The organism is Azospirillum sp. UENF 112521 (assembly GCF_058780665.1).
The window spans coordinates 261,728-283,786 of sequence record NZ_JBSNCI010000005.1 but is presented as its reverse complement, the minus strand read 5'-3'; the positions used below and the strand labels follow the sequence as shown (position 1 = coordinate 283,786).

Annotated in this window: 22 protein-coding genes; 9 read left to right on the top strand and 13 right to left on the bottom strand. The window is 67.9% G+C overall.

Translation table 11 applies throughout. The features are described 5' to 3' along the window. Positions 1-4: 4 nt before the first annotated feature. The 3 genes from ACWPN8_RS26220 to ACWPN8_RS26210 all read left to right on the top strand — a co-directional run bounded on the left by ACWPN8_RS26220 (position 5) and on the right by ACWPN8_RS26210 (position 3,241). Positions 5-751 (top strand): maleate cis-trans isomerase family protein, encoded by a 747-nt coding sequence (locus ACWPN8_RS26220; protein ID WP_492242874.1) that lies wholly within the window; start codon positions 5-7, stop codon positions 749-751. Between the two features lie 23 nt (positions 752-774). Continuing rightward, positions 775-2,211 carry a dihydropyrimidinase gene (gene hydA, locus ACWPN8_RS26215; protein ID WP_492242873.1) on the top strand — a complete coding sequence of 479 codons (1,437 nt, stop codon included), beginning with the start codon at positions 775-777 and terminating at the stop codon, positions 2,209-2,211. A 149-nt stretch (positions 2,212-2,360) separates the two neighbouring features. Then, positions 2,361-3,241, top strand: a protein-coding gene (locus tag ACWPN8_RS26210; protein ID WP_492241211.1) for an IS5 family transposase whose coding sequence is annotated in 2 segments (ribosomal slippage) — positions 2,361-2,735 and positions 2,738-3,241 — 879 coding nt in all. Because the reading frame shifts where the segments join, the coding sequence is not laid out codon by codon here. On the opposite strand, the gene ACWPN8_RS26205 is transcribed toward ACWPN8_RS26210, so the two are convergent. From ACWPN8_RS26205 to ACWPN8_RS26195, 3 genes are read right to left on the bottom strand one after another with little or no spacing between them, the layout of a single operon-like run. Next, positions 3,216-3,974 carry a GntR family transcriptional regulator gene (locus ACWPN8_RS26205; protein WP_492242872.1) on the bottom strand — a complete coding sequence of 253 codons (759 nt, stop codon included), beginning with the start codon at positions 3,972-3,974 and terminating at the stop codon, positions 3,216-3,218. The genes ACWPN8_RS26210 and ACWPN8_RS26205 overlap by 26 nt on opposite strands. Further along, positions 3,971-5,377 (bottom strand): amidase, encoded by a 1,407-nt coding sequence (locus tag ACWPN8_RS26200; protein WP_492242871.1) that lies wholly within the window; start codon positions 5,375-5,377, stop codon positions 3,971-3,973. The genes ACWPN8_RS26205 and ACWPN8_RS26200 overlap by 4 nt, the downstream gene beginning before the upstream one ends. Next, complete coding sequence (locus ACWPN8_RS26195) at positions 5,374-6,570, bottom strand: MFS transporter (protein ID WP_492242870.1); 1,197 nt, start codon at positions 6,568-6,570, stop codon at positions 5,374-5,376. The genes ACWPN8_RS26200 and ACWPN8_RS26195 overlap by 4 nt, the downstream gene beginning before the upstream one ends. Positions 6,571-6,596: 26 nt before the next feature. Here ACWPN8_RS26195 and ACWPN8_RS26190 point away from each other — a divergent pair, with 26 nt between their 5' ends. Next, positions 6,597-6,950, top strand: a complete 354-nt coding sequence (locus ACWPN8_RS26190) for a hydroxyisourate hydrolase (protein ID WP_492242869.1) — start codon at positions 6,597-6,599, stop codon at positions 6,948-6,950. 6 nt (positions 6,951-6,956) lie between these two features. Here the strand turns inward: ACWPN8_RS26190 and ACWPN8_RS26185 are convergent, their stop codons facing one another. The 4 genes from ACWPN8_RS26185 to ACWPN8_RS26170 are packed head-to-tail and all read right to left on the bottom strand — an operon-like array spanning position 6,957 to position 10,912. After that, on the bottom strand, positions 6,957-7,793 hold the full coding sequence (locus ACWPN8_RS26185; protein ID WP_492242868.1) for an ABC transporter permease: 837 nt from the start codon (positions 7,791-7,793) through the stop codon (positions 6,957-6,959). A gap of 15 nt (positions 7,794-7,808) precedes the next feature. Beyond that, positions 7,809-8,666 carry an ABC transporter permease gene (locus ACWPN8_RS26180; RefSeq protein ID WP_492242867.1) on the bottom strand — a complete coding sequence of 286 codons (858 nt, stop codon included), beginning with the start codon at positions 8,664-8,666 and terminating at the stop codon, positions 7,809-7,811. A 35-nt stretch (positions 8,667-8,701) separates the two neighbouring features. Further along, entirely contained in the window at positions 8,702-9,748 is a 1,047-nt protein-coding gene (locus ACWPN8_RS26175) for an ABC transporter substrate-binding protein (protein WP_109096691.1), read from the bottom strand. Positions 9,749-9,793: 45 nt separating this feature from the next. Further along, positions 9,794-10,912, bottom strand: coding sequence for an ABC transporter ATP-binding protein (locus ACWPN8_RS26170; protein ID WP_492242866.1), 1,119 nt, complete (start codon positions 10,910-10,912; stop codon positions 9,794-9,796). A 204-nt stretch (positions 10,913-11,116) separates the two neighbouring features. On the opposite strand from ACWPN8_RS26170, the gene ACWPN8_RS26165 reads away from it, so the two are divergent. After that, positions 11,117-12,538 carry an amidase gene (locus tag ACWPN8_RS26165; protein WP_492242865.1) on the top strand — a complete coding sequence of 474 codons (1,422 nt, stop codon included), beginning with the start codon at positions 11,117-11,119 and terminating at the stop codon, positions 12,536-12,538. A gap of 30 nt (positions 12,539-12,568) precedes the next feature. Here ACWPN8_RS26165 and ACWPN8_RS26160 read toward each other — a convergent pair whose 3' ends face one another. The 4 genes from ACWPN8_RS26160 to ACWPN8_RS26145 all read right to left on the bottom strand — a co-directional run bounded on the left by ACWPN8_RS26160 (position 12,569) and on the right by ACWPN8_RS26145 (position 16,013). After that, a complete protein-coding gene (locus ACWPN8_RS26160; protein ID WP_109096688.1) occupies positions 12,569-13,462 on the bottom strand; it encodes a LysR family transcriptional regulator in 894 nt (297 codons plus the stop codon). 173 nt (positions 13,463-13,635) lie between these two features. Further along, positions 13,636-14,685: an NAD(P)-dependent alcohol dehydrogenase gene (locus tag ACWPN8_RS26155; protein ID WP_492242864.1), complete on the bottom strand. Its 1,050-nt coding sequence runs from the start codon at positions 14,683-14,685 to the stop codon at positions 13,636-13,638. 48 nt (positions 14,686-14,733) lie between these two features. Further along, positions 14,734-15,129: a (R)-mandelonitrile lyase gene (locus ACWPN8_RS26150; protein WP_109049118.1), complete on the bottom strand. Its 396-nt coding sequence runs from the start codon at positions 15,127-15,129 to the stop codon at positions 14,734-14,736. Between the two features lie 167 nt (positions 15,130-15,296). After that, positions 15,297-16,013, bottom strand: a complete 717-nt coding sequence (locus ACWPN8_RS26145; RefSeq protein WP_492242863.1) for an SDR family oxidoreductase — start codon at positions 16,011-16,013, stop codon at positions 15,297-15,299. A gap of 114 nt (positions 16,014-16,127) precedes the next feature. On the opposite strand from ACWPN8_RS26145, the gene ACWPN8_RS26140 reads away from it, so the two are divergent. Then, on the top strand, positions 16,128-17,024 hold the full coding sequence (locus ACWPN8_RS26140; protein WP_492242862.1) for a LysR family transcriptional regulator: 897 nt from the start codon (positions 16,128-16,130) through the stop codon (positions 17,022-17,024). A 22-nt stretch (positions 17,025-17,046) separates the two neighbouring features. Here ACWPN8_RS26140 and ACWPN8_RS26135 read toward each other — a convergent pair whose 3' ends face one another. Then, positions 17,047-18,246: an acetyl-CoA C-acyltransferase gene (locus ACWPN8_RS26135; RefSeq protein ID WP_492242861.1), complete on the bottom strand. Its 1,200-nt coding sequence runs from the start codon at positions 18,244-18,246 to the stop codon at positions 17,047-17,049. Positions 18,247-18,400: 154 nt separating this feature from the next. Here ACWPN8_RS26135 and ACWPN8_RS26130 point away from each other — a divergent pair, with 154 nt between their 5' ends. Further along, positions 18,401-18,997: a TetR/AcrR family transcriptional regulator gene (locus ACWPN8_RS26130; protein ID WP_109096683.1), complete on the top strand. Its 597-nt coding sequence runs from the start codon at positions 18,401-18,403 to the stop codon at positions 18,995-18,997. 29 nt (positions 18,998-19,026) lie between these two features. On the opposite strand, the gene ACWPN8_RS26125 is transcribed toward ACWPN8_RS26130, so the two are convergent. Next, entirely contained in the window at positions 19,027-19,335 is a 309-nt protein-coding gene (locus tag ACWPN8_RS26125) for a putative quinol monooxygenase (RefSeq protein ID WP_492242860.1), read from the bottom strand. A gap of 545 nt (positions 19,336-19,880) precedes the next feature. Between ACWPN8_RS26125 and ACWPN8_RS26120 the strand changes: the two genes are divergently transcribed. Both ACWPN8_RS26120 and ACWPN8_RS26115 read left to right on the top strand, forming a co-directional pair. After that, a complete protein-coding gene (locus ACWPN8_RS26120) occupies positions 19,881-20,735 on the top strand; it encodes a GntR family transcriptional regulator (RefSeq protein ID WP_492242859.1) in 855 nt (284 codons plus the stop codon). Positions 20,736-20,740: 5 nt separating this feature from the next. Then, entirely contained in the window at positions 20,741-21,985 is a 1,245-nt protein-coding gene (locus ACWPN8_RS26115) for an ABC transporter substrate-binding protein (RefSeq protein ID WP_492242858.1), read from the top strand. Positions 21,986-22,059: the final 74 nt, after the last annotated feature.

Genomic DNA, 22,059 nt, shown 5'->3' with positions numbered 1-22,059 from the left:
GAACATGAGCACGCCCGATCTGACCAAGCGCGTCCTTCTGGGGATGCTGACCCCGTCGTCCAACACGGTCCTTGAGCCGGTGACCTCCGCCATGCTGAGCGGCCTGCCGGAGGTGTCGGCCCATTTCGGCCGTTTCACCGTCAAGGAGATCTCGCTGCGCGCCGCAGCGCTCGACCAGTTCACCGATGCGCCCTTCCTCGACGCCGCCCGGCTGCTGGCCGACGCCAAGCTGAACGTGATCGGCTGGAACGGCACCTCGGCGGGCTGGCTCGGCTTCGATGCCGACGACCGGCTATGCAGCACCATCGCGGCCGAGACCGGCATCCCGGCCTGCACCTCCATGCTGGCGCTGAACGAGATTCTGGAAACGACCGGGCGCAAGCGCTTCGCCATCGTCAGCCCCTATCTCGACGAAATCCAGGAGCGGATGGTCGCCAACTACAACGCTGCCGGCTTCGAGGTGGTGGCGGAGCGGCATCTGAACGACCGCGGCAACTTTTCCTTCTCCGAGATCACCGAGGAGCGGATCGAGCGCATGTGCGCCGAGGTGGCGGAGGCCAAGCCCGACGCCATCGCCATCATCTGCACCAACATGCGCGGCGCCCCGGTGGCGGAACGGGTGGAGAAGGCGCTGGGCATCCCCGTCTACGACACCGTGTCCACCGTGGTGTGGAAGGCGCTGCGCATGACCGGCGTCGACACCCGCCCGGTCGAGGGCTGGGGCAGCCTGTTCCGGGAATTGCACGGCTGATGGCTGAAACGGGGGAGGGGAGCATGGAGTTCGATCTGGTCATCCGCAACGGCACGGTCGCCACTGCGTCCGATGTGTTCAAGGCCGATGTCGGCGTGCGCGGCGGGACCATCGCCGCGCTGGGCGCCGGTCTCGCCTCCGGAGCCGAGGAGATCGACGCCGCCGGGCTGCTGGTCCTGCCCGGCGGCGTCGACGGGCATGTCCATTTCGACCAGCCGACCGGCGACGGGTCGGTGATGGCCGACGATTTCCTGACCGGCACACGTTCCGCCGCCTTCGGCGGCACCACCACGGTGCTGCCCTTCGCCTGCCAGGAAAAGGGCCGGTCGCTGCGCGAGGCGGTGGACGATTATCACCGGCGGGCCGCCGGCAAGCCGGTCATCGACTATGCCTTCCACCTGATCGTCACCGATCCGACCGAGCAGGTGCTGGGCCACGAACTGCCGGCGCTGATCCGCGAGGGCTACACGTCCTTCAAGATCTACATGACCTATGACGCGCTGAAGCTTAACGACCGCCAGATCCTGGAGGTTCTGGACATCGCCCGCAGCGAGGGCGCCATGGTGATGATGCATGCGGAGAACGCCGACTGCATCGCCTGGCTGACCGAGAAGCTGGAGCGCGCCGGGCAGACGGCGCCCTTCTTCCACGGCGTCTCCCGCCCGCGCGTGGCGGAGCGCGAGGCCACCCACCGGGCCATCTCGCTCGCCGAACTGGTCGATGTGCCGATCCTGATCGTGCATGTCTCGGGTGCCGACGCGGTGGAGCAGATCCGCTGGGCACAGGGGCGCGGCCTGCGGATCTATGCCGAGACCTGTCCGCAATATCTGTTCCTGACCGGTGACGATCTGGGCGGGGAGGGGTTCGAGGGGGCGAAGTGCATCTGTTCCCCGCCGCCGCGCGATGCCGCCAATCAGGCCGTCATCTGGGATGGGCTGACCGGCGGGACCTTCCAGGTCTTTTCGTCGGACCATGCGCCGTTCCATTTCGACGGGCCGGGCGGCAAGAAGGTCCATGGCGAACAGGCGCCCTTCCGTTGCGTGCCCAACGGCATCCCGGGGGTGGAGACCCGCCTGCCGCTGCTGTTCTCCGCAGGCGTGATGACCGGGCGGATGGAACTGACCAAGTTCGTGGAGCTGACCGCCACCAATCCTGCCCGCATGTATGGGCTGCATCCGCGCAAGGGCACCATCGCGGTGGGGGCCGACGCCGACATCGCCTTGTGGGATCCGAACCGCCGGGTCACGGTCACGAACGCCATGCTGCACCACAATGTGGACTACACCCCCTATGAGGGGATGGAGGTCACCGGCTGGCCGGTGGCGACGATCTCGCGCGGGGCGGTGGTGTGCCGCGACGGCGCGCTTCTGGCCGAGCCTGGCCGCGGCCTGTTCCTGCCCTGTGCTCTGCCGGCGCCCGCCCGTCCCAAGAGCGCCCCGGCGCCGGTCCTGCCGTTCTGATTTACTCCCTCTCCCCCCTGGGGAGAGGGGCGGGGTGAGGGGGATGCACGGGATGGATTCCCGGTAAAGGGCCGCCGCGAAACCCCCTCACCCTAGGTCCTGTCTGACGAGCCTATTGACGTTGTGGTTTAGAGCCCAAGGTCAGTTTGATGGCTTACGATGCGACAGGGCTGCGACGCTACGAACTGAGCGATGCGCAGTGGGATCGGATCGCGGATTTGATGCCGCGGTCGAATCCGCGAGGTGGCGGTGTGTGGCGGGATCACCGTCAAGTGGTTGATGGGCTGATGTGGAAGCTGAACACCGGCGCCCAATGGCGGGACATTCCCGAACGCTACGGCCCCTGGCAGACGATCTACGAACGCTTTGTGCGATGGCGTTGCGACGGGCTGTTCGAGCGGATCCTCGACCGGCTGCGCTTGCAGCTTGATGCGGATGGTCGGATCGATGTGGACCTCTGGTGCATCGACGGCACCAGCATCCGGGCCAGTCGCTCGGCGGCTGGGGGCGGAAAAAGGGGGGCTCGGACGAGCCGGCCGACCACGCACTCGGCCGCTCCCGCGGGGGCTTCGGGACCAAAATCCATTTGGTGACCGATGGCAACGGCCTGCCGCTGGCCGCCGTGCTGAGCGCAGGTCAGCTTCAGGAAATCTCCTTCGCCGTCGCCGCCTTGGAGGCGGTCAGCTTGCCCACCCGCCGAGGGCGCCGACGCACCAAGCCTCGAAAGCTGGCTGGCGACAAGGGCTACAGCGCCAATCGCTTTCGTCAGTACCTGCGACGCCGCCACATCGAACCGGTCATTGCCATGCGCAAGGACGAACGCAGGCGAACCCACCGCGGCAGGCCGCCTCGGTTCGATCGGGAGGCATACCGGCGACGAAACGTCGTCGAGCGTGGCATCGGATGGCTCAAAGGATGCCGATCCGTTGCCACGCGACATGACAAGCTTGCCGTCAACTACATGACCTTCATCAGGCTCGCCATGATCCAGCGATGCCTGCGCGTCAGTAGGCCGTCAGACAGGACCTAACCCTCTCCCCGGGGGAGAGGGGATTTCTGGGCGACGCGCAGGCTGCAGCCACCACCTCGCCGGTACGGCCGACATGGTGCATGAACAGGCGCTGGGCGGTCTCGCCGTCGCGGGCCTCCATCGCCGCCAGGATCTCGCGGTGCTCCAGCACCGATTCCTTCCAGCGGCCCTGGGCGCCCAGCGCGAAATAGCGCGCCCGCGCCAGCCGGCCGAGCAGCCGGTCATGCGCGTCCACCAGAGCCGGATTCTTGGCGCCCGACACGATCAGCCGGTGGATCTTCTGGTTGATGGAGAAATACTCCTCCAGCGCGCCGGCTCCCTGCAAAGCCTCGATCCTGTCCTGGAAGCCGCGCAGGCGGCGCAGGTCGGCGGCGGTCATCCGTTCGGCGGCGAGCTTCGCCGCGAAGCTCTCGATGCAGCCTTCGGCCTCGAACAAATGGATCAGCTCGTCGGCGTCGAGCGGAGCGACGATGGCGTTGCGGTTGGGGCGCAGCATCACCAGCCCGTCGGCCGCCAGCAGCTTCAGCGCCTCGCGCAAGGGGGTGCGGGAGATGCCGAGCTTTTCGCTCAGTTCCGGCTCGATCAGCCGAGCCGAGGGTGGCAGTTCGCCGTAGATGATCATGGAGCGCAGGCGCTCCACCGCCATTTCTGCCAGTGGCGGCGGCGGCACCATCCGGCGCCGCCGGGGGGCGGCTTCGGAAACGTCGCCCGGAGCGTTGTTGTCCATGGTCATCCGGCCAGTCCTCGCCCGCCACCGGCGAGCAGATTTTCGATGAAGGCGGCGAAGCGCAGCACCCTCCGGTCCTGCCCGCGCTGGGCGACGATTTGCAACCCGACCGGCAGACCGGCACGGCCGGTGCCGCAGGGCAGGCTGAGGGCGGGAACCTTGGCGTGGTTGAACAACGGGGTGAAGACGGCATGCGCGCGTGGCGGCACCGCCTGTCCGCCAATGGTCTCCGGACCCAGCCGGTCGAGCGGCCATGCGACGCAGGGCGTCGTCGGCCCGACCAGCAGGTCCGTGTCGGTGAAGAAGGCGGCAAGCGCGCGTGCGACCTCGACGCCAAGCAACTGCGCCGCCGCGACCTCCGGTCCCGTCAGGGTCAGTCCCCGCTCGATCTGCACGGCGATGTCGGGATCGAATTGGGCAGGATCGCGTCGGAAGGCGTCGCCGTAGAGGGCGGCCAGCCCGGCATGCTGCAAGGGCATCAGCGCCGTTTCCGTCACCCCCGCCGGCCAGTTCGGATCGCGCCGGACGACGCGGACTCCCGCCCGTTCGAGCACCTCCATCGCATGTTCGACCGCCTGCCGCACATCCTCGTCGATCGGGGCGTCCAGGCCGAGGCGGGGGCTGTAGGCGACGGTCAGGCTACTTGGTGACCGGCTGTCCGCCGGAGCGACGGCGATGGACTCAGGATCGCGCGGATCGGGGCCGCTGAGCGCCTCGAACATCAGCGTCGCATCGGCGACGTCGGCGGTGATGGGAGCCATCACGGCAATGCCGGTGAAGGGCTCGGCGAAGCCCGGTCCGTAGGGGATGGCGCCGAAGGACGGCTTGAACCCGACCGCGCCGACATGGGCGGGCGGACGGCGGCTCGAACCGCCGGCATCGGTGCCGAGTGCCAGAGGCACCAGCCCCGCCGCCACCGCCACGGCCGGTCCGCCGCTCGACCCGCCGGGGGTCAGGCTCGGGTCCTGCGGGTGGCGCGTCGGTCCGAACAGCGGGTTGGTGGTGACGCCCTTGCAGGCGAATTCGGAGCTGTTGGTCATGCCGACGATGACGGCACCGGCGGCGCGCAACCGTTCCACCGCGATTGCGTCGGCCGGAGCGCGGAAGTCGGCGAACAGGCGCGATCCCTGGGTGACGCGCCGGCCGGCGACCCAGATGGTGTCCTTGACCGCGACCGGAACCCCGGCCAGCAGCGGCGTTTCCCCGGCAGCCAGCCTGCGGTCGACCGCATCCGCTTCGGCCAGCGCGTCGGCCTCGTCGACGGAGACGAAGGCATTCAGCGCCGGATTGCCGGCGGCGATGCGGGCCAACGCCGCTTCCGTTGCGGCACGGGCGCTGCTGCGTCCGGTGCGCACGGCTTCGGCAATGGCGGTGGCGCGTGGGGTGGCAGCGCCTAGGGGATTGGTCATCGCTTGTCCTTCAGAAGGCTGAGGCCGGCAAGCGCCGCCAGCAGGCCGACGGCGATGTAGCCGGTGGCGAGGTCGCCGACCGCGGCGGCGGCGACCAGCAGGATCGGTCCGGCGATCAGCCCGGCGAAACCGCCGACCATCACCGCGCCGGTCGCCTCGCCGATGCGGCCGGCGGGGGCCAGCCGCGCGACCTCGGCCACGAACACGCCGTTCCAGCCGCTGGCGGTCAGTCCGAACAGGAAGGTCGCAAGGGTCAGCACCGGGAAGGGCAGGGCGGCGCCGGCCCATCCCACCAGGATCGACGCCGCGGCCATGCCCAGCCCCAGCAGCCCGACCAGCCGGCGTGGCGCCATCCAGCGCGACGCCACCACACCCCAGCCGAGCCGTCCCACCAGCCCGCCCGCCTGCCCGGCGGCCAGTGCCACCCCGGCCGACACATGCTCCAGTCCCAGCTCGGTCACTGCGAAGACCACGAAAAAGCCGTTCAGCGTCAGTTGGCTCGCAGAATAGGGGAAGGCCGCCAGCGCCATCCGCCGCAGCGCCGGGTCGCCGCGCAGCAGTTGCACTGCCGTACCCAGTCCGAAGCTGGAGGCGGCATTGCGGGTCAATGGGTCATAGACGGGCCGCAGCCGTTCGAAGACCGGAATGCAGGCAAGCGCCAGCATGGCGATGACCGCGTAGCCGGCGCGGGGATCCAGGGCGACGGCCAGGAGCGGCAGTGCCAGCGATCCGGCGATGGCGCCGATCTGGTTGCCGGTCTGGCGGACGGAAAACACCATCGGCCGGTCGGCTTCCCGGACCAGCCGGCCGAGGATCGCGGCGCTGGCCGGCGTTTCGGGGCCGCAGGCAAGGCCGATGGCAATTCCTGCTGCCAGCAGCCCGGCGGCGCTCCCACCCGTCATCGCGCAGAGCATGGCGGCGGCGACCGCCACCGCGCAGAGGCTGGCGATCCGGAACGGCCCGAGACGCCCGGCCAGCACGCCGCCATACAGCGACGCCGCCATTCCGACCGCGAAGCCGGTGGTGGTGAACAGGCCCAGCCCCGCCGGGTCGATCCCCAATCGCGGTGCCAGCACCCCCGGCGCGAAAAGGGCCAGCGCGACCAAAGCCTGCAAACCGGTCATGCCGACCAGTGCCGGCAGGAGCGGGGGGAGCAGCGGCGCTGGCGTTGCCGCCGCCGTCTCGGCTACCATTTCGGCGAACCGAGGACGGAGGCAGCATGGTTGGCGGAATTTCGATCCATGGCGTGGATGTGGCGCGCGGCGTCGCCGCCCAGGGCATGCGTGTGGAGCTTCACGCGCTGACCCCGGAACGCCGGCTGCTGGCGGCGGGCGAGCTTGGCACCAACGGCCAGCTCGACCACCCGACCGTGCGCGGCGACGGCATCGAAGCCGGCCCGCACGAGGTGCTGTTCCATGTTGGCGACTGGCTGCGGGCGGCGGGCTATGCCGAGGAGCAGGCCCGCTTCCTCGACATCGTTCCGTTCCGCTTCGTCGTCACCGACCTCGACCGCCATCTGCATCTGCCCTTCAAGTTCACCCCCTACGGGGTTTCCCTCTTTCTCGGTGTGTGACGGGGGTCAGGTCAACCTTTTGGAGAGACCGGCGACACGTTCCATCACCAGCATCAGGCCGATGGTGACGACGATCAGCACGCCCGACAGCGCCGCGACGGTGACGTCCAGCCGGCCTTCCAGATCCTGCCACATGCGGATCGGCAGCATGTCGGTGGCGGCGTCGCGCAGGAACAGCGAGACGGGGACGTTGTCGAAGGACGCCATGAAGGCGATGAAGCCGCCCGCCATGATGCCGGGCCGGATCAACGGCAGGGTGACGCGGCGGAAGCCGTACCAGCGCCCCGCCCCCAGACTGGAGGATGCCTCCAGCAGCGACGGGTTCATCTGGGCGAGCGACGCCACCGTGTTGCGCACCACGAGGGGCACCGAGACGACCGTGTGGCCGATGATGAGCGTCAGCGGTGACACCGGTACCCCGATCATCGAGAAGAACATCAGCGACGACAGGCCGAAGGCCAGCGCCGGCAGCACCAGCGGCGACAGGAACAGGCTGTCCAGCACCTTCGCCGTCAGCGTCGGTGAGCGCGCGATGCCGAGCGAGGCGGAAACGCCGAGCAGGATCGACAGGCCGGTCGCCCAGGCCGCAACCGTCAGGCTGTTCATCATCGCGAACTGAAGCTGCCAGGCGTTCCACAGCTCGGCGTACCAGCGCAGCGAATAGCCGGGCGGCGGGAATTTCAGGGAATAGCCGCTGGTGAAGGACACCCAGATCACCACCACCGTCGGGGCGACCAGCAGGACCAGCGCCATCAGCGCGATGCCGGTCATGGCGATGCGGAAGCTGAGCGCGTCGAAATCGATGCGGCTGCTGACGGAAACCGGTTTTGCATAGTCGGACATCGCTGCCTCCCCGGATCAGGCGTTGGCATAGCCGCGCGACAGGCGGCCGAGAGCGTTGAAGATCGACACAACCACCAGCACCGACACCAGGAAGACGATGGAGATCGCCGCGGCGAAGGGCCAGTTCTGCAGGGTCGAGGCCTGCTGGTAGATGTACATCGGCATGAACAGCATCTGGCCGCCGCCGATCAGGCTCTGCGTGATGAAGGCGGTGATCGCCGCGGCGTAGGTCAGCAGGCAGCCGGCGACGATGCCCGGCAGCGACAGCGGCAGGATCACCTTGCGGAAGGTCCGCCAGTGCCCGGCCCCCAGCACCGACGAGGCGTCGGCGAAATTCGGGTCGATGCGGCTCAGCGCCGTGATGATCGGCAGCACCATCAGCGGCATCTGTACCTGCGCCAGCGCCACGACCACCCCGCCCTCGGTGTAGAGCAGCTTCAGCGGTGTGTCGATCAGCCCGATCCAGGCCAGCGTGGCGTTGACGATCCCCTGGCGGCCCAGGATCACCACCCAGGCGAAGGTGCGCACCACCACGCTGGTCAGCAGCGGCAGCAGCACCAGCAGCATGATCAGGCCCCTGGCCCAGCCGGGGGAGCGCTGGTGCAGCCATGCCACCGGATAGCCCAGCAGCAGGGTCAGCACCGTCACCTTCACCCCCAGCCACAGGGTGGAACCCAGAACCCCCAGGCTGAAGCTGTCGCCCAGGAAATTGACATATTGGGTCAGCCCGTAATGGCCGCCCTGCGGGTCGGTCTGGAAACTCAGCGCCAGCAGGATCACCAGCGGCGTGACGAAGAACAGGACGAAGCCCACCGCCAGCGGAGCCGCGAGCTTCAGGTCGTAGGTGGTGACGTCGCGCAACGTCGCGGCCATGGGGCGCCTCCTCCGGCTGGCGGGCCATTGAGCGGTCAGACGCGGATTTCGCGGTTGAACCGCTCGATCCAGGCGGCACGCTGCTCGTTGATCTTGCCCCAATCCTGGAACACGAACTTCTTGGCGATCTCCGCATGGTCCTTGGCCAGCGTCTTGGCCAGTTCGCCCTTGATCGCGACCTTCGTGTTGGTCGGCACGATCAGGTAGGGCTCCTCCATCAGCGTGGCCTGCACCTCCGGCGACAGGGCGGCTTCGATCAGCTTGAAGGCCAGCTCCTTGTTGGGGGAGTTCTTGACGATGTGGATGGTCGTCTTGAAGGCGATGGCGCCCTCCTTCGGAATGACGAACTCGACGGGTACGCCGCGCGCCTTCAGGATCTGGATGGCGTTGAAGTTGCCAGGGGAGATGTCGATCTGGCCCTGCTGGAACAGGGTGGCGAGTTGGCCGGGATTGGCTGCGACGGCGGCAAGGCTCGGGCGCAGCGCCTCGAGCGCCTTGAAGGCCGGGTCGATGTTGGCCTCCGACCCGCCATGCATTTTGGCGAGTTCCACCATGAAGCCGGTGCCGAGCGTCGAGTTCAGGTTGGTGATGCCGACACGGCCCTTGAATTCCGGCTTCCACAGGTCGGCCCAGGAGGTCGGCGGCGTCTTCACCGTTTCCGGGTTGTAGGTGATGCCGACCACCTGGAAGAAGGGTGCCGGCCCCATCGGGACCTGCGCCGCCGGGATCAGGTCCTTGTAATAGGCGCTCTGTTCGACCGGATAGGGTTCGACCAGATCCTGCGCGATGGCCTGGAGCGCGGGGCCTGGATCGTGCAGCATGACGTCGATGGGCGGGTTGGACTTGGCGGCGTTGACCTTGGCGATCTGGTCGACCGACAGCATCGGGTCCAGCACGATGTTGGCATTGCCCGCCGCCTTGCGGAAGGCGGGGACGAGCACGGCCTTGTGGGCTTCCTCCCAGCTGCCGGTGAAGGTCGCGAAGACCAGCGGGCGCGCCTGCGCCCAGGTCAGGCCGGGGAAGGCATGCATGGCACCCAGCGTCAGCGCCGTCTGCATCAGATTGCGGCGGGTCAGCAGCATCGTTCACTCCAGAAGGTGAGAGGAGAGGGGAGATCGGAGGGGTATTCAGGCCGCGGCGAAGACCGAGGCGAGGCGGGGGGCGACCGGCGCCAGCCGCACCGGGGTGCCGGGCGCCAGCAGGTCGGTGCGCTGGATGCGCGGTTCGGACACCTTGACGGCGGTGCCGTCGCCGACGCGGATCTCGTGGACGACGGTGGCGCCCAGCGGCAGCCCCATCTCGACCACGCCGTTCAGCGTCTCGGCATCGTCCCCGGCAGGATCGACGCTCAGATGTTCGGGGCGCAGGCAGACCGTGACGCGGGAGCCGGGCTGCAGATCGCCCTTGGGCGCGCGGGTCTCGATCAGTCCGCCGGCGTCCAGCCGCACCCGGCCGGCGCTGCGGTCGCTGTCGACCAGCACGCCGCCCAGCAAATTGGCCGAGCCGACGAAGGTGTTGACGAACAGGCTGTCGGGCGCGTCGTAGATCTCCGTCGGCGGGGAGAATTGCTCCAGCCGGCCCTGGCTCAGCACCGCGACGCGGTCGGCCATCGACAGCGCCTCCTCCTGGTCGTGGGTGACGAGGATGGTGGTGATGCCGGACAGGCGCTGGATGCGCTTGACCTCGATCTGCATGTCCAGGCGCAGATTCTTGTCCAGCGCGGCAAAGGGTTCGTCCAGCAGCAGGATCGACGGGTTGACCGCCAGCGCGCGGGCAAGCGCCACGCGCTGCTGCTGGCCGCCAGACAGCTGGCGCGGGGTGCGGTCGCCGAGATGGCCGAGCTTGACCAGATCGAGCATGCGCTGCGCCTCGCTGCGCTGGGTGGCGCGGTCGACGCCGCGGGCATCCAGCCCGTAGGCGACATTCTCCGCCACCGTCATGTGCGGGAACAGCGCGTAGTTCTGGAAGACGATGCCGACCGAGCGGCGGTTGGGCGGCAGTCCGTCCACGCTTTTGCCGCCGACCATCACATGCCCCTTCGTCTGGGCAAGGAAACCGGCGATGATCCGCAGCAGGGTGGTCTTTCCGCAGCCCGACGGGCCGAGCAGGGCCACGAGTTCTCCGCCGCGGATGTCGAGCGTGACCTCGTTCACGGCGAGCGATGTGCCGTAGCGTTGGGTGATCCCGTCGAGAAGAAGCGTCTGCCCGCGCGGGGAAGCCGGGCCGTTGGGCGAAGCGCTGACCATGGCTGCACCAACCCTTTCGCATTGCCGTTCGATTGCCTTTCTCTTTAGCAAACGGCATGCCGTTTTTGTATTTTGCGTTATTTAGCAATATGATAGCATTGTTTTCTGATAGCCAGCGGTCTTTGCGGAACCCGAATTGCCGCCATCTTGTGCGCAGGCCGGATGCATATGCCGCTTTTGACGCCATTGCCGGGAGATTGATCGATGTCTGTGCAGAGTGATGTCTTGTGGCGGGACAGCGCGGCGGCGCTGGCAGCGCGTCTCGCCAATGGGGAACTTTCAGCCCGCGCGGTCACGGAGGTGCATCTGGACCGGATCGCGGCTGCCGATCCCGCGCTCTGCGCCTTCCTCACCGTCGCCGCGGACAAGGCGCTGGCGCGGGCCGGGATGCTCGATGCCGCCTTTGCGAAGACCGGCCGGCCGGCCGGTCCGCTGCACGGCGTGCCGGTGGCCATCAAGGACCTGACCGACACCGCCGGCATCCGCACGACCTATGGGTCGGAGCTTTACGCCGACCATGTGCCGGCGACGAACGACATCGCGGTGGAGCGGATCGAAGCGGCTGGCGGTATCGTCATCGGCAAGACCAACACGCCGGAATTCGGCTTCGGCGCCATCTGCGGCAACCGTCTGGCGGGGCCGACGCGCAACCCGTTCGATCCCCGGTTGACGTCCGGCGGATCGAGCGGCGGCGCTGCGGCCGCCGTCGCCGCCGGCATGGCGCCGCTGGCCCATGGCACCGACTTCGGCGGGTCGGTGCGGGTGCCGGCGGGGTTCTGCGGCGTCGCCTCGATCCGGCCGACGCCCGGCCTGATCCCGGCACCGAAGCGGCCACTGGGCTGGGATACGCTGGCGACGCATGGGGTGATCGCGCGCGATACCGCTGACTGCGCATTGCTGCTCGCGGCGATGGCCGGCATGGATCCCGACGATCCGACATCGTTTCTGGCTCTGTTCCCCGACGGTGTCGGCGAAGGGGTGGGCTCACGGCTGGGTGCCACGGCCGATTTCGGTGCCGCAACCGTGTCGCATGCGGTCAGGGAGCGCTTCGCTGCCGCCATTGCCCGGCTGGAGGGTGTCGCAGGGCCGGTTCTCTACCGTCATCCGGAGTGCGGCGACGCCATGCCGACCTTCCGCACGCTGCGCGCTGCACAAATCCGCCACGCCTACGGCCCGCTGCTGGACAGGCATGGCGACCGGTTGACCGACACTGTGCGGTGGAACATCGAAGCGGGCAACGGCATCACCGCCCAGGCCTATCTGGAGGCGCAGGCGGCACGAACCGCGCTGTACCGCCGCTTCACGGCACTGTTCCGGGACATCGATGTTCTGGTGGCCCCGGCTTGCGGCGTGATGCCCTGGCCGAACGCGGATGGCGAGGTGACCGCCATCGACGGCAGTCCGACGGAGACGATCCTCGATTATCTCGGCGTCACCGCCATCGTGACGCTGATCGGCTTTCCGGTGCTGACGCTGCCGGCCGGCGATGCCGATGGGCTGCCCTTCGGTATCCAACTGATCGCGCGCCCAGGCGAGGAGCGCCGCCTGATCGGTTTGGGCCACCGGTTGGAGCGCGACGCCGGCTTCGTCCATCGCTGGGTGCCGGACCCGGTATCGCCTGACTGAAGAGCCGGCGCTGCGGCATTGCCCGTCCCGTCAGTCGCGATGGCGCAGCGCCTCGACCAGCGCGATGAAGGCCGGCGAGGACTGCCGCCGGCTCGGATAATACAGGTGATAGCTTTCCCAGTAAGGCGACCAGTCTTCGAGGACGCGTCTCAACCGTCCCTGCGCGATGTGGGGGGTGGCGATGTCCTCCGGAACATAGGCAAGCCCGAAGCCATCCAGGGCCGCCTCCAGAACATTGTGGATGTTGTTGAAGGCCACCTGCCCATCGACGCGGATGTTGACCGTCTGCCCCTCGCGCTCGAACTCCCATGCCCACAGGCCGCCGTAGGTCGGCAGGCGCAGATTGATGCAGCTGTGGTTAACGAGCTCCTGCGGGCTGGCGGGGATCGGATTGCCGTTGAAATAGGCGGGGGTGCCGATCACGGCGAAGCGAACCGGGGGGCTGATCCTGGCCGAGATCATGTCCTTGGCAAGCAGCTCGCCCATCCTGACTCCGGCATCGCACCGCATGGCGACGATGTCGATCAGCGCGTTGTCGAGAACCAGCTCGACCTTAATGTCGGGGTATTTCGGCAGGATGTCGCGCAGCTTGGGCCAGAGCACATGGGCGACCGCATGGTCGGAAGCCGAAATGCGGATGTTGCCGGCCGGTTTCTCGCGCAACTCGCTGAGTGCATCGATCTGCGCGCCGATCTCCTCGAAATGCGGACGGATTCCGTTGAACAGGCGCTCGCCGGCATCGGTCAGCGACACCGCCCGCGTCGTGCGGGTCAGAAGCCGGATGCCGAGCCGGGCTTCGAGCTGGCGGATGGTGTGGCTGAGGGCCGACTGCGACAGGCCGAACTGCGCCGCCGCCCTGGTGAAGCTCCGTTCACGGGCCACCGCGATGAAGGCCAGCAGATCGTCGACGCTCTCACGCGGCATTCATGACTTCCCTTCATGTCGCTCCGCACAGTATAGCGCCGGAGCCGATTTCAGGAATGACTTGCTCGACGCTCCGGCGCCATCGAGGGCAGCAAACCCCCGTCCGGCGGGACGCTGGCGGGCGCGCCGGTTCGGGGGTGCTCGCATTTTAAATAGGGAGGCGAAGGCCGGGATCAGGCGGACAGGGAGGCGCTGTCGATCACGAAGCGGTATTTGACGTCGCCCTTCAGCATCCGTTCATAGGCCGCGTTGATCTCCCTGGCGCGGATCAGTTCGATGTCGGCGGTGATACCGTGTTCGGCACAGAAATCCAGCATCTCCTGCGTCTCTGGGATACCGCCGATCATCGAGCCGGCGATGGACCGCCGCTTGGTGATCAGGTTGAACACGGTGGGCGAGGGATGCGGCGTGGCCGGCGCACCGACAAGCGTCATCGTTCCGTCGCGCTTCAGAAGCACGAGAAAGGCATCGAGATCGTGCGGAGCCGCCACCGTGTTCAGGATGAGGTCGAAGCTCTTGGCATGGGTGGCCATCTCGTCCTCGTTGCGGGAAACGACGACCTCGTCCGCCCCCAGCGCCTTCGCATCCTCGCGCTTGGATTCGGACGTGGTGAAGGCCACCACATGGGCGCCCATCGCGTGAGCCAGCTTGATGCCCATATGGCCGAGGCCGCCGATTCCGACGACGCCGACCTTCTTGCCCGGCCCCGCCTGCCAGTGGCGCAGGGGGGAATAGGTGGTGATGCCGGCGCAAAGCAGCGGCGCCACCGCCGCAAGCTGCTCCTCCGGGTGCCTGACGCGCAGAACATAGCGTTCGTGGACGACGATCCGCTGTGAATAGCCGCCCAGCGTGTGGCCGGGCGGATCGTCGGTCGGTCCGTTGTAGGTGCCGACCATGCCGTCGCAGTAATTCTCCAGCCCGGCCTCGCAGTCGTCGCAATTCCGGCAGCTGTCGACCATGCAGCCGACGCCGACCAGATCGCCGTCGCGGAAACCTTTCACATGGCCGCCGACGGCGGAAACCCGGCCGACGATCTCGTGTCCGGGAACGCATGGCCACAGCGTGCCGGCCCATTCCGCCCGCACCTGATGCAGGTCCGAATGGCAGACACCGCAATAGGCGATCTCGATCTGCACGTCATGCGGACCGGGAGCCCGGCGGGCGATGTCCATCGGCTCCAGCGGCCTGTCGGCGGCATGGGCGCCATAGGCTTTCACAGTCATGGGGAAAACTCCTCGCTTCTCTCGGCTTCTTATCCGGGACGGTCGGCGTCAGGCGCCGTATTGCTCGTCCGTCACCTTGTCCATCCAGTCGACCGCCTTGCCGTCCAGCTGTTCCTGGATGGCGATGTGCGTCATCGCCATGGTGGGCGAGGCGCCGTGCCAGTGCCGTTCGCCCGGCGCGAACCACACCACGTCACCGGGGCGAATCTCCTCGATGGGGCCGCCCTCGCGCTGGACTCGGCCGCAGCCGGCGGTGACGATCAGCGTCTGCCCCAGCGGATGGGTATGCCATGCCGTGCGGGCACCGGGCTCGAAGGTGACGCTGGCGGCGGTCGTGCGGGCCGGCGGATGCGGCTGGAACAGCGGGTCGATGCGGACCGTACCCGTGAACCAGTCCGCCGGTCCCCTGGTGGATGGCTGCGAGCCGACGCGTGTGATGTCCATGGCCTCGATCCTCCGGTCGTTGCCCGCCGCGGTGCGGCGGTGGGGGTGCCAGAGAAGCTAATCCATGGGACTGTCTGCGATTAGTCCCCCAAAGATGCATGGACTTATGAATGAACCTCATCAATACCCGTGACGTGTCGCGGTTTCGATGTCCGTTCACCGGCCGGTCAGGCGATGGCGCCGCCGCCATCCACGCGCACGGTGGAGCCAGTGGCGAAGGGAGTGGTGGCGAGGAACAGCACGGCGTTGGCGATATCCTTGGCTTGGCCGACCCGGCGGGCGGGCAGGCGTTGGGCGGCGCCGGAGAACATCGCCTCCCGCTTCTCCGCTGGCAGGCCGGACCACAGCGGTGTCGCGATCAGGCCTGGCGAAACGGCATTGACGCGGACAGGGGCGAGTTCCAGAGCAAGCCCGCGGGCCAGCGCTTCCAGCGCTGCGTTGATGGCGCCCTGCAGAACGGAGGTCGCGGAGGGCCTGACGCTGAGAAAGCCCGACACGAAGGTCAGCGATCCGGTCTCGCTGATTTTTGCGGCACGGGCGACGTGGTAGGCGCCCCAGAATTTGCTGTCCATCGCGGTCCGGGCGTCGGCGACGGCAAGACCGCGCACCGGCCCGCCGGGCGTCTGCGCCGCGGAGACGACGACATGGTCCCAGGCCGGCTCTTCCGCGAAGAAGCGTTCAACCGCCTCCCGGTCGCGGGTGTCGAGCACGACGGCGCGTGCGTCGCCGCCGATTGCGGCGACCGCGGCGTCGAGCTTGTCGCGCGACCGCGAGGCGATGGTGACCGAAGCGCCTGCTTCGGCAGCTGCCGTCGCAGTCGCCAGACCGATGCCGGAGCTGCCGCCGACCACCAGCACGCGCGTGTTCTTCAAGCTGTCTGACATGGTGCATTTCCTTCAGGGGGTGGGTTGGAAGGAAGTCTAGAACCTCTCCGAATTGCGCAGTATCCTCGACCTGATCGATATACTCTCCACCAAATGGAAAGAATGAGAACGGGTATGCTGGGCGACCTCGATGAGCTGCGCACCTTCGTCCGCATCGTCGCCGCGGGCAGCCTGTCCGCCGCCGGCCGGGAGATGAATCTGGCGCTGAGTGCGGTCAGCAAGCGGCTGGCATCGCTGGAGCGGCGAACCGACACACGGTTGGTGGCCCGCAGCACCCGGCGCCTCGCCCTGACGGAGGAGGGGCAACGGCTGTACCGGCATGCCCAGCGCATCCTCGCCGAGGTCGCTGAGGCCGAGGAGGCTCTCAGCCATGGCCGCGTCGAGCCGCAGGGCATTCTGCGGGTGGGAGCGCCGGCGGCCTTGGGCCGCATGCATGTCGGCCCGGTCTGCCGCGAGCTTGTCGAGGCTTATCCGCGGATTTCGGTCGACCTGCGCCTGACCGATCGCATGGTCGATCTGATCGACGAGGGGCTGGACGTGGCGGTACGGATCGGGGCGCCCAGGGATTCGGCGCTGGTCATGCGCAGGCTGGCCGACAACCACCGGATCCTGGTCGGTGCGCCGGCCTATCTGGAGCGTCGAGGCTGGCCCGCCTCGCCAGAGGATTTGGAGAGCCACGAGTGCATCCAGTATCGCGGCACCGGCGGGCGCTGGCGCCTGCTGGGATCCGGCGGTGCGGTGGTCGAACTGGACACCGCATCCCGCCTGCGCTGCAACAATGGCGACGTCGCCCAGGATTGGGCGCTTGCCGGCTGCGGCCTCATGTGGAAGTCACAGATCGACGTTCAGGACGACCTTGCCGCCGGCAGACTGGTGCGGGTGCTGCCGGACTGGCATGGCAACTCCGCACCGGTCTGTGCGCTGTTCCCCTCGCAACGGCAGCTGCCGACGCGCGTGCGCCTGTTCCTCGACGCCATGGCGCGCCGGCTGAACCGGGAGGAGGCAAGGTGATAGGAACGCCGCTTCCGGTGTCTCAGCCGACCCGCTCGATGGCGATGGCGGTGGCCTCTCCGCCGCCGATGCACAGGGAGGCCACGCCCCGCGTCAGTCCGCGCGCCGCCAGCGCGTGCAGCAGCGTCACGATCAGCCGCGCCCCGGTTGCGCCGATGGGGTGGCCGAGCGCGCAGGCCCCGCCATTGACGTTCAACCGCTCGGGATCGATCCCCAGGTCGCGCTGCGCCGCCATGGCGACGACGGCAAAGGCCTCGTTGATCTCGAACAGATCGACCTCGCCCACCGACCAGCCGACCTTGTCCAGCAGTTTGCGGATTGCCGGGATCGGAGCGGTGGTGAACCAGGCCGGATCCTGGCTGTGGGTGGCGTGGCCGCGGATCTCCGCCAGGATCGGCAGGCCGGCGGCCTCGGCCACCGAACGCCGCGTCAGCACCAGCGCCGCAGCGCCGTCCGCATTGGCCGACGAGCTGGCAGCCGTGATCGTCCCGTCGCGGCGGAAGGCGGGCTTCAGCGCAGGGATCCTGTCGGGGGAAACCTTCAGCGGGTTCTCGTCCTGCGCGACCACCCGCTCGCCACCCTTGGCAGGAACCGTGACCGGCACGATCTCCGCCGCGAAGGCGCCGCTTTCGACCGCCGCACGGGCGCGGGTCAGCGTCCGGGCGGCGTAGGCGTCCTGTTCGGCGCGGGTGAAGCCGTAGGCCTCGGCCGTCGCTTCGCCGAAATCGCCCATGGCGCGGCCACCCTCATAAGCATCCTCCAGCCCGTCCAGCATCATGTGGTCCAGCAGCCGGTCATGGCCGATGCGGTATCCGCCGCGGGCCTTCGCCAGCAGGTAGGGAGCATTGGTCATCGACTCCATGCCGCCGGCAACGACGATGTCGGCCGACCCGGCGCGGATCAGGTCATGGGCCAGCATGGTCGCCTTCATGCCCGAGCCGCAGACCTTGTTGATCGTGGTCGCTCCGGTCGCATCGGGCAGCCCGGCACCGCGGGCGGCCTGCCGGGCCGGCGCCTGCCCTTGCCCGGCGGGAAGAACGCAGCCGAACAGCAGCTCGTCGATGCTGGCTGGCGGCAAGCCGGCACGCTCCACCGCCGCGGCAATGGCGCGGGCGCCGAGAGCCGGGGCCGGCAGCGCTGCCAACTCACCCTGGAAGCGGCCCACCGGGGTGCGGACGGCGGACACGATGACGACGGGATCCTTGGGTGAAGCGGTGTGCATGTTGCGGTCTCCGGATCGGTGGCCCGGCTGGGGCGAGATTTAAATTATGGCCATCATGTTTGCATAAATGATGATGATCGTCATATAATTTGTCAACGGGCCTCCCATCGCTTCGCGGGGACGCTTCTCAGGGTCGGGTCAGGGAAGGTGGAACATGCGGGTGAGCAAGGAGCAGGCGGCGGAGAACCGGCGCCGCGTCGTCGAGGTGGCGAGCGCGCTGTTCCGCGAGCGCGGGTTCAATGGGATCGGCGTCGCGGACCTGATGAAGGAGGCCGGCCTGACCCATGGCGGCTTCTACGGCCAGTTCGCCTCGAAGGAGGATCTGGCGGCGGAGGCCTGCGCCCATGCGATGGAGGTTGCGGCGGAGCGCTGGCGCGTGTCGGCGGAGACGAAGGGGGACGAGGCTCTGGCGGCGCTGCTGGACAGCTATTTGTCTCCGCGCCACCGCGACCGCAGTGCCGCCGGTTGCCCCATTGCGGCACTCGGCATCGATGTGGCCCGTCAGGGCGGGGTGGCGCGCAGTGCCTTCACCCGCGGACTGCGGCCCTTCCTCGACGGCTTGAGCCGCCTCGTTCCGGGCCGCTCGGCGGAGGCGAAGCGGAAGGCGGCGCTGACCACCCTTTCGGAGATGGTCGGCGCCCTGATCCTTGCGCGTGCCGTCGACGATCCCGCCTTGTCGGAAGAGATCCTGGAGGCGGCGCGCACGAGCCTCGGCCGGCCTCCCGGCAAACAGGAAGCCGGCGATGCCTGAGCGCCGTTGCGTCGATCAGGCTATGCCGGTCAGGCGATGCGGCGCAGCAGGTCGATCCGCAGCGGTTCGCCCAGCAGCGTATCGAACTGCGCGGCAAGGCCGGTGAAGGCCGCAGCCTTCGCATGGGTGTCGAGTGCCGCCTGATCCTGCCAGATCTCGTACATCACGACGGTACCGGGCTTTTCGCGGCTGACATGGGCGGAGTAGGCGAGGCAGCCCGGCTCCTTCAGCACGTCCGGAACGATGGCGGTGATGGCGTCGGCCAGCGCCTGCTCCTGGCCGGGCTTGGCGACCAGATAGGCGACGAGTTGCACCTGTTCGCTCGGCGGAATGGTCATGGTGGTCTTTCCCTGATGAATGGTTGGGACTCGGAGTTCAAGCTTGGACTTTGCAAAACCGGAGACCGACCGATCCTCGCCCGCGGGACGGCGGCTGGCAACCCGGCCCCTCGGCCTGTGACCAAGGGATAGACCGGGAAAATCGAAATCGGAAATGCGGAGTTGCGATTTCAGACAGAAGCAAATCCCATCGATCCCAAGCCGCTTGTCTATGGGTTTTGCCGAACGCAGCGCGCCAACGCCGGCTGACCGCCGCCTAACGGGGCATCATGCCGTCATTCTCCTGCTCTGCCTCCTTTCCACTGCTGTTTCGATCCTCGCCGCGGCAGGGGCCGCCGTCGCGCAGTCGCCGCTGACGACACCGCCACGGCAGCGATGCTCCTGTCGAATCCTCTGACCGGGCCCAGGAAGTTTTGCTTGGGGCCAAGCGGTGATGGTTCGCGGCGCCAACAACGCTGTTGACCAAAGCTGTATTATCCATCATACAGGTTCCTGTCTGGTGAATAGACAGCTACGGTTTCCGACGGAAGGGGAGGCGGAGTGCTGTGAAGTCGGCGGTCGAACCCCTGAAGGCCCGCAGGATCTATTTGCTACTGCGCGACCGCATCGTCGCCGGCGAGCTGCCGCCGGGCGCACGCCTGCCGGGCGAACCAGCTCTGGCCGCCGAACACGCCGTGTCGCGCGTCACCGTGCGCCGGGCGCTTGACCTTCTGGACAAGGAAGGGCTGGTGCAGCGCAAGGCCGGCTCCGGCACTTTCGTCCACGACACGCGCGCCGTCCGGCCGATCGTCGCCGATCTGTCGAATGTGCTGTCGCACCTGATCGACATGGGCCGCAGCACCGACGTGAGGCTGCTGTCCTTTGGCTATGGCGTGCCGCCTGAATCGATTGCTGAAAGCCTGGGCCTGAAGCCCGGCGAGCGGGCGCAGCGGTCGGTGCGCGTGCGCCTGATCGACGGAGAACCCTTCTCCTACCTGACCACCCATGTGCCGGAATGGATCGGCCTGACCTATTCGGAGGCGGAACTGGCGGCGCGCCCGCTGCTGGAACTGATCGAACGGTCGGGCGTGACGACGGAGCGCGCCACCCAGGCGATCAACGCCACGCTGGCCGGACCGGAGGCGGCGGCGGCGCTCGATCTGGAGATCGGCTCGCCGCTGCTGACCCTGACCCGCATCGTCTACGAGCCGTCGGGCCGCGGCGTGGAACATCTCCACGCGCTCTACCGCCCTGACCGCTACAGCTTCCACATGGATCTGGTGCGCACCGGCAACGACGGCGAGAGGCGGTGGAGCCCCGCGCTCGGCTGGCCGCGCACCACGGACAAAAGCAAATCAGAGAAAAGCAAAGCGGGCGAAAAGCCCACCCGCACCCCGCGGGTCATCAAACAGAGGAGTTGAGCGTTATGGGACGTTCGGTTCAGGACTCCACCCTCATCGGCATTTCCCGCCGCACGGTTCTGAAGGCCGGTGCGGCGGCGGCCGCCGTCACCGCGCTGCCGTTTGCCGCCCCCTCGGTCCTGCGGGCACAAACTCCGGTGGTGAAGATCGGCATCCTTCAGCCAGTGACCGGCGCGCTGGCCCATGACGGCGACCTCGGCCGGGCCGGTGCGGAGATGGCGATCAACGAGATCAACGCGGCCGGCGGCATCAAGTCGCTGGGTGGCGCCAAGCTGGACATGCTGTTCGGCGACGCTCGCTCGACCCCCGAAGCCGGCACGCAGGAGGTTGAGCGGATGCAGGCCGAAGGCGTGTCCGCCATCGTCGGTGGCTTCGCCAGCCCGATCTGCCTCGCCGCGTCGCAGGCGGCGGCGCGCTACGACCTGCCTTACCTGGTCGATGTCGGCGTGTCGGACCAGATCATGGCGCGCGGCCTGACCAACACCTTCCGCTTCAGCCCCGGCTTCGGCAAGGTCACGCAGGTGGCGCTCGACAATTTGACCGCCATCAACGACAAGGCGGGCAAGCCGGCAAAGACCGTGGTGCTGGTGCATGAGGACGGGCTGTTCGGCTCCGGCCTCGCCAAGCTTCTGCAAACCGAACTGCCCAAGCGCGGCTTCGAGATTCTGGAAACCATCGCCCATCCGACGCCGGCGCGCGACATGTCCAACGTGGCGCTCCGCATCCGTTCGCTGAACCCCGATCTGGTGATCCCGTCCAATTATTATGGCGAGTTCGTGCTGCTCGCCCGCACCATGCAGCAGCAGCGCATCAAGCCGAAGGGCATCTATGCGATCCTGGGCGGTGCGGCGTCGAATGGCCGCTTCGTCAAGGAATTCCCCCAGGCGGCCCAGAACGTCATCGACTGCAACCACTGGCACGATCCGAAGAACCCGAAGGCGCTGGCGCTCCGCAAGGCGGTGGAAGGGCAGGGCAAGTCCTTCGCCTACAATGTCTCGCTGAACTATTCGAACGTCCTGCTGCTGGCCGACGCCATCGAGCGCGCGGCCTCTACCGACCGTAAGAAGATCATCGAGGCGCTGAACGCCTCCACCTTCGCCGGCCACATCATGCCCTATGGCCCGACCAAGTTCGTCAACGGCCAGAACGAGGGCGCCAGCCCGATCAACACCCAGATCCAGGGTGAGGACATCAAGGTGATCTTCCCCGACGCATTCGCCGAGGCGAAGGCCAACTTCCCGGCGGCCTGATCCGTTTTTCGCCGTCGCACCTCCGCATTCCCCCATCCGTCCGGGTCGCCGAGAGCCGGCTTCGCGGACGGATG

Excerpts from the sequence above, each read along its gene's own strand:
- ACWPN8_RS26220 (WP_492242874.1), top strand. The coding sequence starts at position 5 with ATGAGCACGCCCGATCTGACCAAGCGCGTCCTTCTGGGGATGCTGACC.
- ACWPN8_RS26200 (WP_492242871.1), bottom strand. The coding sequence starts at position 5,377 with ATGACCAATCCCCTAGGCGCTGCCACCCCACGCGCCACCGCCATTGCC.
- ACWPN8_RS26150 (WP_109049118.1), bottom strand. The coding sequence starts at position 15,129 with ATGGACATCACACGCGTCGGCTCGCAGCCATCCACCAGGGGACCGGCG.
- ACWPN8_RS26160 (WP_109096688.1), bottom strand. The coding sequence starts at position 13,462 with ATGCCGCGTGAGAGCGTCGACGATCTGCTGGCCTTCATCGCGGTGGCC.
- ACWPN8_RS26170 (WP_492242866.1), bottom strand. The coding sequence starts at position 10,912 with ATGGTCAGCGCTTCGCCCAACGGCCCGGCTTCCCCGCGCGGGCAGACG.
- hydA (WP_492242873.1), top strand. The coding sequence starts at position 775 with ATGGAGTTCGATCTGGTCATCCGCAACGGCACGGTCGCCACTGCGTCC.
- ACWPN8_RS26125 (WP_492242860.1), bottom strand. The coding sequence starts at position 19,335 with ATGACCATTCCGCCGAGCGAACAGGTGCAACTCGTCGCCTATCTGGTC.
- ACWPN8_RS26165 (WP_492242865.1), top strand. The coding sequence starts at position 11,117 with ATGTCTGTGCAGAGTGATGTCTTGTGGCGGGACAGCGCGGCGGCGCTG.
- ACWPN8_RS26195 (WP_492242870.1), bottom strand. The coding sequence starts at position 6,570 with ATGGTAGCCGAGACGGCGGCGGCAACGCCAGCGCCGCTGCTCCCCCCG.
- ACWPN8_RS26135 (WP_492242861.1), bottom strand. The coding sequence starts at position 18,246 with ATGCACACCGCTTCACCCAAGGATCCCGTCGTCATCGTGTCCGCCGTC.
- ACWPN8_RS26205 (WP_492242872.1), bottom strand. The coding sequence starts at position 3,974 with ATGACCATGGACAACAACGCTCCGGGCGACGTTTCCGAAGCCGCCCCC.
- ACWPN8_RS26145 (WP_492242863.1), bottom strand. The coding sequence starts at position 16,013 with ATGTCAGACAGCTTGAAGAACACGCGCGTGCTGGTGGTCGGCGGCAGC.
- ACWPN8_RS26140 (WP_492242862.1), top strand. The coding sequence starts at position 16,128 with ATGCTGGGCGACCTCGATGAGCTGCGCACCTTCGTCCGCATCGTCGCC.
- ACWPN8_RS26175 (WP_109096691.1), bottom strand. The coding sequence starts at position 9,748 with ATGCTGCTGACCCGCCGCAATCTGATGCAGACGGCGCTGACGCTGGGT.
- ACWPN8_RS26180 (WP_492242867.1), bottom strand. The coding sequence starts at position 8,666 with ATGGCCGCGACGTTGCGCGACGTCACCACCTACGACCTGAAGCTCGCG.
- ACWPN8_RS26115 (WP_492242858.1), top strand. The coding sequence starts at position 20,741 with ATGGGACGTTCGGTTCAGGACTCCACCCTCATCGGCATTTCCCGCCGC.
- ACWPN8_RS26185 (WP_492242868.1), bottom strand. The coding sequence starts at position 7,793 with ATGTCCGACTATGCAAAACCGGTTTCCGTCAGCAGCCGCATCGATTTC.
- ACWPN8_RS26130 (WP_109096683.1), top strand. The coding sequence starts at position 18,401 with ATGCGGGTGAGCAAGGAGCAGGCGGCGGAGAACCGGCGCCGCGTCGTC.
- ACWPN8_RS26190 (WP_492242869.1), top strand. The coding sequence starts at position 6,597 with ATGGTTGGCGGAATTTCGATCCATGGCGTGGATGTGGCGCGCGGCGTC.
- ACWPN8_RS26155 (WP_492242864.1), bottom strand. The coding sequence starts at position 14,685 with ATGACTGTGAAAGCCTATGGCGCCCATGCCGCCGACAGGCCGCTGGAG.